This is a genomic window from Peribacillus sp. NPDC055009 (genome assembly GCF_053608705.1).
In genome coordinates this window covers 13,570-27,286 of the sequence record NZ_JBSGVZ010000011.1, presented here as the reverse complement: position 1 = coordinate 27,286, position 13,717 = coordinate 13,570, and the positions used below count along the sequence as shown (strand labels likewise).

Annotated in this window: 15 protein-coding genes; 9 read left to right on the top strand and 6 right to left on the bottom strand. The window is 42.1% G+C overall.

The genetic code is table 11. The annotated features are described in order from the left end of the window. Positions 1–704 precede the first annotated feature (704 nt). From ACWF5P_RS16900 to ACWF5P_RS16885, 4 genes are all read left to right on the top strand, one after another. Positions 705–1,724, top strand: a complete 1,020-nt coding sequence (locus ACWF5P_RS16900; RefSeq protein ID WP_230178816.1) for an AI-2E family transporter — start codon at positions 705–707, stop codon at positions 1,722–1,724. Positions 1,725–2,062: 338 nt separating this feature from the next. Beyond that, on the top strand, positions 2,063–2,884 hold the full coding sequence (locus tag ACWF5P_RS16895; protein WP_101225941.1) for a basic amino acid ABC transporter substrate-binding protein: 822 nt from the start codon (positions 2,063–2,065) through the stop codon (positions 2,882–2,884). Positions 2,885–2,963: 79 nt separating this feature from the next. Then, entirely contained in the window at positions 2,964–3,620 is a 657-nt protein-coding gene (locus ACWF5P_RS16890; protein WP_452445094.1) for an amino acid ABC transporter permease, read from the top strand. Beyond that, the gene (locus tag ACWF5P_RS16885) at positions 3,617–4,339 is read left to right on the top strand and encodes an amino acid ABC transporter ATP-binding protein (protein WP_076371113.1); all 723 of its coding nucleotides are present in this window, start codon (positions 3,617–3,619) and stop codon (positions 4,337–4,339) included. The genes ACWF5P_RS16890 and ACWF5P_RS16885 overlap by 4 nt, the downstream gene beginning before the upstream one ends. A 63-nt stretch (positions 4,340–4,402) precedes the next feature. On the opposite strand, the gene ACWF5P_RS16880 is transcribed toward ACWF5P_RS16885, so the two are convergent. From ACWF5P_RS16880 to ACWF5P_RS16870, 3 genes are all read right to left on the bottom strand, one after another. Beyond that, on the bottom strand, positions 4,403–4,774 hold the full coding sequence (locus ACWF5P_RS16880; RefSeq protein ID WP_101225943.1) for a hypothetical protein: 372 nt from the start codon (positions 4,772–4,774) through the stop codon (positions 4,403–4,405). A gap of 158 nt (positions 4,775–4,932) precedes the next feature. Beyond that, positions 4,933–5,817, bottom strand: coding sequence for a cidABC operon transcriptional activator CidR (cidR, locus tag ACWF5P_RS16875; protein ID WP_434167909.1), 885 nt, complete (start codon positions 5,815–5,817; stop codon positions 4,933–4,935). Positions 5,818–5,980: 163 nt separating this feature from the next. Continuing rightward, entirely contained in the window at positions 5,981–6,406 is a 426-nt protein-coding gene (locus tag ACWF5P_RS16870; RefSeq protein ID WP_101225945.1) for a universal stress protein, read from the bottom strand. Between the two features lie 164 nt (positions 6,407–6,570). Between ACWF5P_RS16870 and ACWF5P_RS16865 the strand changes: the two genes are divergently transcribed. From ACWF5P_RS16865 to ACWF5P_RS16845, 5 genes are all read left to right on the top strand, one after another. After that, positions 6,571–6,966 carry a MerR family transcriptional regulator gene (locus tag ACWF5P_RS16865; protein ID WP_101225946.1) on the top strand — a complete coding sequence of 132 codons (396 nt, stop codon included), beginning with the start codon at positions 6,571–6,573 and terminating at the stop codon, positions 6,964–6,966. Positions 6,967–7,039: 73 nt separating this feature from the next. Beyond that, complete coding sequence (locus ACWF5P_RS16860; RefSeq protein WP_101225947.1) at positions 7,040–7,807, top strand: 3-hydroxyacyl-CoA dehydrogenase; 768 nt, start codon at positions 7,040–7,042, stop codon at positions 7,805–7,807. An 80-nt stretch (positions 7,808–7,887) separates the two neighbouring features. Continuing rightward, positions 7,888–9,033, top strand: a complete 1,146-nt coding sequence (locus ACWF5P_RS16855) for an acyl-CoA dehydrogenase family protein (RefSeq protein ID WP_452445092.1) — start codon at positions 7,888–7,890, stop codon at positions 9,031–9,033. A 33-nt stretch (positions 9,034–9,066) separates the two neighbouring features. Then, positions 9,067–10,218, top strand: a complete 1,152-nt coding sequence (locus ACWF5P_RS16850; RefSeq protein WP_452445091.1) for a thiolase family protein — start codon at positions 9,067–9,069, stop codon at positions 10,216–10,218. Positions 10,219–10,350: 132 nt separating this feature from the next. Continuing rightward, positions 10,351–11,931 (top strand): fatty acid--CoA ligase, encoded by a 1,581-nt coding sequence (locus ACWF5P_RS16845; protein WP_434167906.1) that lies wholly within the window; start codon positions 10,351–10,353, stop codon positions 11,929–11,931. 386 nt (positions 11,932–12,317) lie between these two features. Here ACWF5P_RS16845 and ACWF5P_RS16840 read toward each other — a convergent pair whose 3' ends face one another. The 3 genes from ACWF5P_RS16840 to ACWF5P_RS16830 form a co-directional block, all read right to left on the bottom strand. Then, positions 12,318–12,503 carry a YfhD family protein gene (locus tag ACWF5P_RS16840; protein WP_101225951.1) on the bottom strand — a complete coding sequence of 62 codons (186 nt, stop codon included), beginning with the start codon at positions 12,501–12,503 and terminating at the stop codon, positions 12,318–12,320. Positions 12,504–12,611: 108 nt separating this feature from the next. Beyond that, the gene (locus ACWF5P_RS16835; protein WP_081088510.1) at positions 12,612–12,734 is read right to left on the bottom strand and encodes a YfhE family protein; all 123 of its coding nucleotides are present in this window, start codon (positions 12,732–12,734) and stop codon (positions 12,612–12,614) included. A gap of 53 nt (positions 12,735–12,787) precedes the next feature. Further along, positions 12,788–13,708 carry a TIGR01777 family oxidoreductase gene (locus tag ACWF5P_RS16830; protein ID WP_452445112.1) on the bottom strand — a complete coding sequence of 307 codons (921 nt, stop codon included), beginning with the start codon at positions 13,706–13,708 and terminating at the stop codon, positions 12,788–12,790. Positions 13,709–13,717: the final 9 nt, after the last annotated feature.

The window sequence follows — 13,717 nt, the reverse complement described above, 5'->3', positions numbered from 1 at the left end:
GATTGGAGCGGAAGGTACGAGACTTCTGAGGGAAAAGCGCGTCTAGAGGAGACCCCGCAGGCGCAAGCTGAGGAGGCTCCGCGACCGCCCGCGGCAAGTGCCTGGAGCGGAAATCAACGTCCAAATTGTACAAGCCATAAAAAAAGCTGAGGCCTTATGCCTCAGCTTTAGTTTGTAGATAAAAGGTGTCCGGAAAACATAGCTTTCATCAAGTGGACTTCCCGAACCAATTGACCCAAAGTACCACCTTCAACTCCATAGGTATGGTTCTATCTGAATTTTATTCAGAGTTGATTGGAGCGGAAGGTACGATACTTCTGAGGGAAAAGCGCGTCTGGAAGACCCCGCAGGCGCAAGCTGAGGAGGCTCCGCGACCGCCCGCGGAAAGCGAGTGGCTGGAGCGGAAATCAACGTCCAAATTCTAAAAAACAATAAAAAAGCTTAGACATACTCGATTTTCATTGAGTTTGTCTAAAGTCTGGCATCTGCCGATTTGGCAGATGTTTTTTCATGCAGAAAGAGCTGAGAAATTAATGGTCGAATTTTCGAAAACGGTCTTAACTACGTCTTCATCCTGAGTCTTACCGATTATTCAAATAATTTTGTTGTCAATGGAAGGTAATTGTAGTAGAATTCCTCAATTCCGTGTAAAATGAAAGGTAGATGGAATTATCACGGCAGAATGGTAGTTAGGAGATAGGTAAGTGGTAAAAGAGTATTTGCAAAGCGAAGGTTTTTCAAGGTTAATTACATTAATTGTATTAGTTCTCTTTTTAATTAGCATCGGCAGTATGGTTAATATCGTGTTATTCACATTTGTTTTCACTTTCCTGATGGGAAGGCTGGAGCAATTTATCATGATTCGGCTGAATAAAGTGATGCATATCAACTCTAAGGTTGTTATAAGCTTTTTATATGCAGTCGTCATTTCTTGTTTAGCCATCGTTCTTTATAAATATCTACCGGTCATTACGCTACAATTCACGGAATTAGTGACACAGATCGTTTTCTTCTTTCAACATCCACCAGATAGCAGGGTCATTCAATATGCCATTAATATAATGAACGAGCTGCGATCGCCGCTCGATCTTCAAACACAGATGAATACACTCTATCTTTATATATCCGATTTCGGTAAACTGGCATTTCAAATTTTCATTTCCATGTTGCTTAGTCTATTTTTCTTATTGGAAAAAGATAAAATCATTCGTTTCACTTCTAAATTCAAGCGGGCCAAATTTAAATCTTTCTTTATAAACTTAAGCCACTTTGGCGTCAAATTCATCAATTCATTCGGAAAGGTGATTGAGGTCCAGTTCTTGATAGCCATTACGAATGCTGTCCTATCTGTAACTTTCTTATGGATTCTTGGCTTCCCGCAGTTGCTCGGTCTAGGGATCATGATTTTCTTCCTGGGGTTGATTCCGGTTGCAGGGGTCATCATCTCCCTCATTCCACTTAGTATGATTGCCTATAGTATCGGCGGCATGCCCAAAGTGATTGCTGTATTAATCATGATAGTTGTAATCCATGCAATTGAAAGCTATATTTTAAATCCGAAATTCATGTCGGCAAAAACAAATCTTCCAACATTTTTCACCTTCATCATCCTATTGTTTTCCGAGCATTTCCTTGGGATATGGGGATTGATCATCGGAATACCGATTTTCATCTTCCTGTTGGATATGTTAGATATTGAAGAGGGGAATAAGGAAGTTCCATAATAATCATTTGAGCAGCGGCCACGCTAATATGGCCGCTGCTTATTTTTGTTCTATTAAACCTTTTGAAAGGTGGCACTATCTATTTTCAATATAATATCCATTAATTCGAATAAAGGGTAAAAGGGTGCATCTTTCCCCATTGGAGCTTAGCTGCGTATTTGATTTACCAAGTTAATTGATTAAAATTTTATTTTACTAAAGTTATTTGTCGACTTTTTATTGCATAAAAAAACAAATAAACGTATAATATTCTTAAAAGAATATACTGAATGTTCTCTAAAGTTAGATTTATCTGTTTTTTTAAAAAGAGAGTTTACGAGAGAGAAGAGGGGATTATTTTGAAAAAGGTTTCTTTTTTAGTGTTTGCCATGGTAGCTTCTTTGTTACTAGTCATGACAGGATGCGGGAAGGGTAAGGAAGTCTCGACAACTGGTAATGAAGAAGAGTCCAATGGAAAAACACTCAGGATCGTGACGGACGCCAACTATGCTCCATTTGAATATCTTGAAGGCGATAAGATTGTAGGATTCGATGTTGATTTCATCAATGCCGTTGCAAAAGAAGCGGGTTATGAAGTTAAATTGGAAACTGTTGGTTGGGATCCGATTTTTGTTGAAATCGAAGGTAAGAGAGCGGATGTCGCCATATCTGCGATTACAGTGAATGACGAAAGAAAACAATCTTATGACTTCTCGGTTCCGTATTTCTTATCCACAAACAAGATTCTCGTTCCTGAGAATAGTGATATAAAATCTGGAGATGAATTGAAAGGAAACGTCATTGCCGTTCAGACCGGTACTACTGGACAGGAAGCGGTAGAGAAACTCCTTGGAAAGAATCACAAGGATATCAAAAAATTCGAAAATAATAACCTGGCCATTCAGGAATTACTAAAAGGCGGAGCTGCGGCTGTCGTAGCTGATAATACGGTTGTTGAAGAATATGTGAAAAATAACCCCGATCAAAAACTGAAAGTCGTTGAAGATAGCAAAAGTTTCAATGAGGAGTTTTATGGTCTTATGTTCCCAAAAGGCAGTGAATTGAAATCGGAGTTCGATAAAGCCGTGAATGCCATTTATGAAAATGGGAAATATGCAGAAATATATAAAGAGTGGTTTGGTACTGATCCAGATATAGAAACATTGAAATCACAACAATAAAAATAAATGGATAGTAAAAAGATTGCGTAACTTTACGTGTGAAGTTACGCAGTTTTTTTGGCCTTAGGAGGGAAACAAAATGAGTTTTCGCTGGGATATTATTTTTGAATATGCTCCTTTCTTATTAAAAGGAACATTGCTTACTATAGGGCTGTCAGTTTCCTCCATCCTCATCGGAACCTTTTTGGGGTTATTGATCGGTTTAGGGAAAATCATGGGAAACAAGGTGCTTGCCTTTCCATTTTACTGTTATGTCACGGTTTTTCGCGGAACACCGCTTTTAGTTCAAATCTTTTTAATTCATTTTGGAATCGTGCCCTTTTTTACCGGGGAAACGAATGCAGTAACTGCCGGTGTCATTGCTTTATCTTTAAATGCAGCTGCATATATTGCCGAAATTTTCCGGGCGGGCATTCAATCCATCGATAAAGGGCAAATGGAAGGGGCCCGTTCATTGGGAATGACCCATGTCCAAACAATGATACATGTTGTATTGCCTCAAGCCTTCAAACGGATGATTCCTCCGTTAGGAAATGAATTCATCGTATTATTGAAGGATTCATCACTGCTTTGTGTCATTGCTGCCCCGGAATTGATGTATTGGGGGAAAGCGATGGGGAGTCAGTACTTTAAAGTGTGGGAGCCATACTTGGCGTGTGCCTTCATCTATCTATTCCTTACCCTCATCTTAAGTTTTGTATTAAATAGACTCGAAAGTAGGTTGAAAACAGAATGATAAAGGTGGAGAATCTTAAGAAGTCATTTGGCGATAATGATGTATTGAAAAATATCAATGCAATCGTTTCCCCTCGGGAAGTAGTCGTGGTGATTGGTCCTTCTGGGTCGGGAAAATCCACTTTCCTAAGGTGCATCAATCAACTTGAAACGATAACGGGAGGCCATATTTTCATTGAAGGGCTTGATACGACAGATAAGAAGGTCAATATCAATAAAGTCCGGACGGAAGTTGGCATGGTATTTCAGCATTTTAACTTATTTCCACATAAGACTGTTCTTGAGAATATAATGCTTGCGCCGATAAAGGTCCGCAAGATATCCAAAGAACAGGCTTCCCAAAGAGGGATGGAACTGCTTAAGAAAGTAGGACTTGCCGAGAAAGCGAACGCATATCCGGATTCATTATCGGGGGGACAAAAGCAGCGCGTCGCAATTGCCAGGGCGTTGGCGATGGAACCGAAAATCATGCTATTCGACGAGCCGACTTCCGCTCTAGATCCGGAAATGGTCGGCGAAGTCCTTGAGGTCATGAAGCAGCTGGCTAAGGAAGGCATGACCATGGTAGTTGTGACCCATGAGATGGGGTTTGCAAAAGAAGTTGGAGATCGTGTGATTTTCATGGACGAAGGTTATATTATTGAAGAAAATATTCCTAGTGAGATTTTCAATAATCCCCAGCAGGAAAGGACTAAAGCCTTTTTGAGTAAAGTGCTTTAATTACACGTAAAGAAAAAAACCTTCCATAAAAGGGAGGTTTTTTTTCGGGTATATCAGGGGGCTTCATTTGATGCATGAGGCGCCTAAAAGCGATTCAGGGCTTTTACCGAGCACAAGCATACTGATTTTGGCATATCCAATATTTTTATTTTGGGAGAAGGTCTGAAGTAATGCCTGGATATTCGGATCATCCTTTAACTTTTGAACTTCCTCTATATATAATCCGATAACGGAGGGCATAACGAATTCAGGGGTGTATTCGTTAGGGTTTTCATCCATGAGTAATGTGCCCATATATTGATATTTAAATTGAAGAGCCCGTGTTAAGGCAACGACATGGAGCAGTTTATCAAATAGTTCGGGGTATGAATATTTAATTTTCTCCAGCGCTGCTTCTGTTGCCTGTAACTCATCGACACTAGATAAAGTGATCATGAATATCTCCTTTTTAGAATATGTGGATCCATCAGCATTTACCGTGCTTTTTACTTATACTAGTCTAACCCCGCTGTAACTCATTGTAAAATGGTTAGATGTTATCATGTGCATAACCTAAAGCTATGATAGTGCTTACATCAATCATGCTAGATAATTCACTGCTTATGTGATAACGCTTCCCTCGTATATTTCAGCCATTCTTTTGCAGCGTATGAAAGGTAATGGTCCTTACTCCAAATAAATCCTAAATTCCAACTAATAGAGGGGTTTTTAACCTTGATTGTCTTTACGCGATCATCATGACGACATAAACTTTCAGGTAATAGAGCAACGCCAAGTTTACAGTAAACCATTTCCTCAATAAAATCCCATCGTGAACTTTCCGTGACGATATGTGGAGAAAAACCAGCTTCACTACAGGATGAAATGATGAGATCTCGAAGGACGTAATCTTTATTGAATAAGATGAAAGATTCCTTTTCCAGGTCGGCCAAATCAATTTCTTCCACACAAGCATGCGGATGGGAGGGATGGACAATCAAGTTGATGTCTTCTTCCAAAAAAGCAAAATGATGAAAAAGTGCGGTGTTGGTTGGCAGGACTATTACGCCTATATCAATTAAGTCACTTTGAACGGATTCTTCTATTTTCTTTGAACCATCCTCTACTAATTGAAAGGTAATATTAGGATAATCCTCGTGAAAACGGCTAAGTATCCGGGGGAAGAAAGAAGCGTCTATTATCGGCGGAAGCCCGATGCGTATATGTCCTTTTTTCAAACCTAATAAATTGTCCATTTCCGTTTCTAAATTGTGGAAGGCTTTATCGATCAATTTTGCCTGCTCTAAGACGACCCTGCCTGCATCGGTCAAAATCAGTTGCTTGCGTGAACGATCAAAAAGCTCAACTCCTAGCTCGGCTTCCAGGTTTTTAATCATCTTGCTGATGGTCGGCTGGGTAATGAATAAATGGTCGGCAGCCCGAGTGAAGCTATTGAAATTGGTTACCTCTATAAAGTATTGCAAATGTTTAATATCCATTGCGTCACCTGTTATCCTCGTTTAAATTAGTTTCATTTTACCTGTAAACGGAAGTGTTTGTAAAACATGATAAGTTTGGATTTCATGCACGCATAAATAGGCTGGATTCCAAGGGGAACCCAGCCTAGGAAAGGGCTGGTCATAAAGAGTACTGCCGTGAATTTTATTTGACCAGCAAGACAGGAACTGGGGAATGTTGAACGATATAGTGGCTCACGCTGCCAAGGAATTCCTTGAAGCCACTCAATCCGCGGCTGCCCATGATGATAAGGTCGCAATTCTGGGATTTTGCATGTTCCAATAAAGCCGTGATGGCTGAACCCTCTATGACAAATGTTTGGGATGCATTCGGGATTTCGGATAAAAGCGCTTCCGCTTTTTTAATCACTTCCTTGCCATACTTGAGCATGGATTCTTCAATTTCCTGAAAGGCATTGCCATATATATTTGGTTTGATTGGCAGCGTAACAGCGTGAAGCACCTGGATTTCGATAGCGGGATCCAGCTTCGCTAATTCAATCGCTTTTTCTAAAGATTTAAGTGCCAATTCGGATTCATCATAAGCAACTAATATTTTTGAACATAGCATTGAGCGATCATTCCCTTCTTTAAAAGAATATACCCTTAGTATATCAATTTAAATCTTTCATACAGTTTCATATATTATAAATTTTGTGAATAATTATTGAAGTTTACGTTAACGTCAATGTTAAAATGAAGGTAAATAATCCCTTTGCAAAGTGTGGTTTTAACATGTACACCATTTCTGATTTAGCAAAAGAATTCGGATTGACGACAAGGACCCTCCGATATTATGAGGAACTGGGTATGCTTAAACCAAAGCGTACCGAAACGGGAAAAAGGGTTTATGGAAAGAAGGAATATGCGCAGCTCAAAATCATAATGCGCGGTAAGAAGTATGGTTTTTCGTTAGTGGAAATAAAAGATATCGTCCTTTTATTCGATAAGGATAGGACAGGCATAAAGCAATTGGAAAAAACGATTGAAACTGCAGGACAGAAGCTGAACGAAATAAATGAACGCATTAAAGAGCTGGATGGGCTGAAGCAGGATTTTGAACAGGTAATCAAAGGCTTTACCGAAACCCTTCATGACTTGAAAGTGAACGATAAAGCAGGCAAGCGGTGAAATAAATCTTGAAAATAGGTTTTGATGATAGTTAAAGATGAATATATATTCTAGAAACAAATGGGGTGAGGATTTGGAAATTCAAGAAACGATTGCAGTTGTGACAGGAGGAGCTTCAGGTCTTGGAGCCGCGACAGTAAGAAACATCATTAAAAAAGGTGGAAAAGCGGTCATATTTGACCTTTCTGAGGAAAAAGGCGCTAAAATGGCTCAGGAATTGGGAGATTCAGTCCTATTTATTAAAACGGATGTAACAAGTGAAGAAAGCGTATCGGTGGCGTTGGATGAAGGGATGAAAAAATTCGGGAGCATCAATGCGGTCATCAACTGTGCAGGCATTGCAATTGCAGAGAAGGTCATAGGCAGAAAAGGTACGCATGAATTGAAAGCGTTCTCAAAAGTCGTGCAAATCAATTTGGTCGGTACGTTTAACGTAATCCGGCTTGCCGCGGAAAAAATGGTCGAAAATGAGCCGAATCAAGAAGGGGAGCGTGGCGTCATTATCAATACTGCTTCGGTCGCTGCCTTTGAAGGACAAATCGGACAAGCCGCATATAGTGCCTCCAAGGGTGGGATTGTTGGTATGACTCTGCCAATCGCAAGGGAGCTTGCCAGCAAAGGGATACGTGTCGTATCGATTGCACCGGGTCTATTCCATACTCCGATGTTCGATTCGTTACCTGATGAAGCTAGGACGTCATTAGGGAAAACCGTACCATTCCCATCAAGGCTCGGGTATCCAGAAGAGTACGCTAAACTAACGGAAAGCATCATAACGAATCCAATGCTGAATGGGGAAACCATCAGACTGGATGGGGCCATTAGAATGTCACCCAGGTAAGTTGTTAATTCCTTCAGGGCAATCCATTCTAAATCCAGGAAAAGAGCCTCCGACAAAGAATTGGAGAGGAGATAAAACAGATGAAACATCCATACCTAAGTGAAGATCATGAGATTTTCCGTAAGTCATTCCGAAAGTTTTTAGAGAAAGAAGCAGTTCCCCACTATGAACGATGGGAAGAAGAGAGGATCATTCCCCGGTCATTTTGGGTGAAAATGGGGGAACAGGGTTTTTTATGTCCGGACCTAGGAGAAGATTATGGGGGTTCAGGGGTAGATTGGGGCTTTGCAGTCATAATTAATGAGGAATTGGAAAGAGTCGGTTCTGGTTTCATTGGTTTCGGACTTCACAGTGACATCACCGTTCCGTATATTTCCGCATACGGAAATGAGTCACAGAAACAGCGCTGGCTTCCCAAATGCACGACGGGGGAAGTCATTACAGCCATTGCCATGACAGAGCCTGGTACAGGTTCGGATTTGGCCAATATTAAAACGACTGCCATTTTGGATGGAGATCATTACATAGTAAATGGCCAAAAGACATTCATCACGAATGGCATACATGCGGATTTGGTCATCGTTGCCTGTAAAACGGATCCAAATGCAGTTCCGAAACATAAAGGCGTTAGCTTAGTCGTGGTCGAAAGGGATACACCCGGGTTTTCCAGGGGTCGAAAACTGAAGAAGCTTGGTTTGCACAGTCAGGATACAGCAGAGCTCATCTTCGAGGATTGCCGTGTTCCAAAGGAAAACCTGCTTGGTGAAGAAGACAAAGGGTTTAATTACCTAATGGATAAACTGCAGCAGGAGCGACTTGTGGTGGCAATTTGTGCTCAAACCGCATCTGAGGATATGCTGGCCGATACGATTGAGTATGTGAAGGGCAGGGAAGCGTTCGGAAAATCCGTAAGTCAGTTTCAAAATACTCAATTCAAAATCGCGGAAATGGCAACGGAAATCAAAATGGGGCGTGCCTTCCTAGATCAATTGATCACCAAACATATGGCTGGTGAACAGGTTGTAACTGAAGTTTCGATGGCAAAATGGCGTTTGACGGAGACTGCCAGAAAAATATCCATTGAATGCATGCAGCTTCATGGCGGCTATGGATATATGGAGGAATACAAGATTGCCAGAAGGTATCGGGATGTTCCGGTAGCGAGCATCTATGCCGGGACAAATGAAATCATGAAGAAGATCATCGCTAAGAATATGGGTCTTTAATTTAATAAAAAGGTTGAGAAGGGAAGAGAGTATATGCGGGAAGTGGTTATCGTTGAAGGGATTCGCACGCCAGTAGGCAGAAGGAACGGTGTTTTGAAAGACGTCCGCCCTGATGATCTGGCAGGGGAAGTATTGAAGAAGCTGATTGAAAAGGCGGGCATCGATCCGGCTATTGTCGATGATGTCATTTTAGGCTGTGTTTCACAGTCGGGCGAACAGGCCGGTGATATAGCAAGGGTTGCTGCACTGATTGCCGGATTTCCGATTGAAGTGCCGGGAACGACGATTGACCGTCAATGCGGATCAAGTCAGCAGGCAGTCCACTTCGCTTCCCAGGCCATCTTGTCGGGTGATATGGATGTGGTAGTGGCAGGTGGAGTGGAAAACATGTCACGAGTTCCCATGGGGTCTAATTATCAAGGTGCTGTAACAAGCCAAAAGTATATGGACCTTTATGAGGTGATCAACCAAGGATTATCAGCTGAGAGAATTGCCGATAAGTGGGGAATAACACGTGAAGATTGTGATCAGTTTTCCGTGGAGAGCCATGCCAAGGCAATACGTGCTCAAAAAGAAGGACATTTTAATCGTGAAATGATATCAGTATCGGGTACTGATAAAGAAGGAAATCATATCGAAGTTACGGAAGATCAAGGCCCAAGGGGTGGAACTACGCTTGAAGTACTTGCTGGATTGAAACCGGTTTTCCAAGAAGACGGTTTAATCCATGCGGGGAATTCAAGTCAAATCAGTGACGGTGCTGCCGCTTTATTATTGATGGAACGCAGTAAAGCCGAAGAGCTTGGATTGAAACCGCGCTTTAAAGTGCATACACGGGTTGTTGTCGGGTCAGATCCCACCCTGATGCTTACGGGGCCGATTCCCGCCACCCAAAAAGCTTTGGAAAAAGCAGGTCTTACAATTGATGATATCGACATCTTTGAAGTGAATGAGGCTTTCGCTCCTGTACCGATTGCCTGGCTAAAAGAAACGGGGGCAGACCCGAAGAAACTGAATCCAAATGGCGGGGCGATTGCCTTGGGTCATCCTCTTGGCGGCAGCGGGGCCAGATTGATGGTGTCAATGATCCATGAGTTAGAAAGGACTGGCGGCCGTTATGGGCTGCAAACAATGTGTGAAGGTCATGGGATGGCGAATGCGACCATCATAGAAAGATTGGACTGAATCTGGACATTCCATTTATGAATATTCGTAATTCGCACGAAAGTAAAAGCTGAAAAGGGATGAAGCCGACCATCGCAGGCTTTGCCTGAACTCTTCCTGTTGATGGTGGGCCTACTTGAGGAGGAAAATGATATGTCAGTGACGATTAAAAATATCTTTGATCAGACGGTTCAGGAATTCCCCATTAAAGAAGCTATCTACGACGTGAGAAGAAATATCCGCTATACGTACATTCAATGGAATGAGCAGGTGAATAGGTTGGCGGCGGCCCTTCAAGCGGAAGGGGTGCGGAAAGGGGACAGGGTCTCTACGTACCTTTACAACAATGAAGAGCTTGCAACAGCATTCTTTGCCTGTGCAAAAATCGGTGCAATCTTTAATCCAATCAATTTCCGGTTAATGCCGGAAGAGTTGGCTTTCATCTTGAACGACGCTGCTCCAAAGGTCGTTTTATTCGAACACGAATTGGAAGCGAACGTTGCCGCGGTTGAAAAGCGTTTTTCGGAAACGGCCTTTTGGTATATTGATGATGATGTACCTGGATATGCCAAAGGTTACCGCCAGAAATTGGCCAGCATCTCATCAAAGCCAGAAGAAGTGGATGTTCACGAGGATGATATCTATGCCATCATGTATACGAGCGGGACTACCGGACGGCCCAAAGGGGTCATCCACCTTCATAAAGATATGGTCAAACAAGCAGAGATTTTAATAAAAGCAATGAAGTACGAACGCTCTGATATCGGTTTGATTACTGCACCGATGTTCCATTGTGCCGAATTGCACTGTTCCTTTTTACCTCGCGTACAGGTCGGTGCCGCAAATGTCATATTACATCAGTTTAATCCCAAAAAGGTAATGGAACTGATTGAATCCGAGGGGATCACCAAGTTTTTTGCTGCTCCGACGATGTGGAACATGCTCATTCAGGAAAACTTGGATGATTATAAATTCCAGAGTTTGAAGCTTGGGCTTTATGGAGCAGCCCCGATGGCCCCCTCACTTGTAAGGGCCTGTCAGGAGAAACTCGGCATGCAGTTCATCCAAGCTTATGGAATGACTGAAATGGGTCCCGCCATCACTCTCCTATTGGAGGAAGATCAAATTAGGAAAGCGGGTTCTGCCGGCAAGGCATGCTCCGAACATGAAATCATCATTGTCCGCCCGAATGAAGAAGGGCCATCGGATCCCGAGGATATGCTTGAACCTGGGGAAACAGGGGAGATCCTTGTGAAGGGTCCATGTATCATGCGGGGTTACTTTCAAAAAGATAGAGAGACCGAAACGGCGCTTTACAAAGGCTGGTACCATTCCGGTGACATCGGTTTCCTGGATGAGGATGGATATCTGTGGGTCAAGGACCGGGTGGACGACATGATCATTTCCGGTGGGGAAAATATATATCCACGGGAAGTGGAGGATACATTATATGAGCATCCAGGAGTTCTCGACTGTGCAGTCCTTGGTCAGCCAGATGATCATTGGGGGGAAATGGTAACGGCCTTCATCGTAGCCAAAGACCCAACGCTAGCGGAATCCGACTTAGAAACCTGGTGTAAGAACAGTGAAACACTGGCGAACTATAAACGTCCAAGAAGATATATCTTCAGTAATGAGCTGCCTCGAAACGCAAGTGGGAAGATGCAAAAATTCATGCTTCGTAAACAGTTGGAAGAAAATGCTGATGGAAAAAGTTTGGGGAACCTTCTTTAATGCTGGGGTCAATAGCAATAAGCCTACTGACAAGTTAGGGGTGGAAAAGTCATTTGGCATACAATAATACTTGGAGGTAAGACATAATATAGACCGTAACAGATAGTTATTATATAAATAATAATCCTGTGGAACAATTCAAGGAGAGAGAATAGTTATCCACAATAATAATGCTGAGTGGTTAGCTTAAAATCTACTTTATCCACATAATCCACAGGGTTATCCAGAAATAACATTATTTTCATGTTGATAAGGTGATTTATTGTACTTGTTTTTTATCAGTATTTTCTGAATATATCCACAATATACACAGGGCTGTGGATAAGCTATGTAAATAAAGAAAACATAAGAGGCTGATTAACAGCCCCTTGGTTGGTTTCTCCTGCTTATAAGCGGCGATTATGAGCACGGCGGTCAGCCGCATTTGCCCGGGCTTGTGCCTCGATGTCTTCCTGGTCAGCCAGTTCGGAAGAATATTCAACGTCAAGTCCATCACTTTTCAGGTTTTTAGGAACCTGAGGAAGTTTCTGTTTGTTCTTATCTCGATTATGGTGTATGTTATTGCGTCCCATGTTAGCGCCCCCTAGAATAAAAAATAAGCTGGAGATGAATTCATTTATCATCTCCAGCTTATTTTGTGTTGAGTGGCTGTTCAAAATGTACGGGAAAAAACTCCAAACTTAACGACGGGATTTCTTTTCGGTATATCCACCAGCCCGATCTGCTTTTTTAAATTCGCGAGCATAAAGAATCGCTTGTGTACTAGTCAAGTTACTTTTCTCTTTATCGTGTTTTTTAAGCAATTAGATCATCTCCATTCCACTTAATATCCCTATTTTTTCCTAAAATGACCCTTTCATACGTGAGAATCTTCTTTTAAGATATTTTGTAAAGATTCTTTAAGGGTTGGAAAGGAGAAGGTGAATCCTTCCACTTTAAGTTTAGCGGGAAGTACATTTTGCCCTTCAAGTACAAGTATGCTCATTTCCCCAAGCAGTTTCTTGAGGAAGAAGGGAGGTACGGGCAACCAATGGGGCCGGTGCAGGACAGCTCCTATCGTTTTCCCGAATGTATCCATCTGAACGGGGTTCGGTGCAGTAAAATTGACTGGACCTTCTATCCGAGCATCGTTCATGCAAAAGATGATTGCACGGACCACGTCATGGATATGAATCCAGGAAAGCCACTGATTCCCTTTGCCCATCTTTCCTCCGCCGAATAGTTTATAGGGGAGGACCATCATTGGCAGTGCACCGTCTTTTTCTCCAAGAATCACCCCGAATCTTGTCAGAATCAACCTTTTACTGTAAGAGCGTGATTTAGCCGCTTCCTTTTCCCATAGTTGAACAGTAAGGGCCAAGAAATCATCACCAATTGATTCAGAGGTTTCGGTAAAGGTTTCATCGTCCGAAATACCATAATATCCGATTGCACTTGCATTAATGATGACGGACACTTTATCGGGCAGTATGGAAATGATCCGGTTCATCTCTTTGGAAGCTTCGACCCTGCTTTCGACAATCCGGCGTTTTCGTTCAGGTGTCCAACGCCCGCTGTTTAAAGATTCACCAGCAAGGTTAATGAAAACATCGAGCCCTGCCAATTGTTTTTCCGGCTTTGCGTCCTTGGTCAACCAGCCGATATATGTCAAATTAGTCTGTTTATTAAATTTTTCGGGATGACGCGTCAAAATATATATATCATGATTTTCTTTTGATAATTCATCAATAAGGGCTGTGCCGACAAAACCGCTTCCACCAGCAATGGCTATTTTCATGAAAACCAC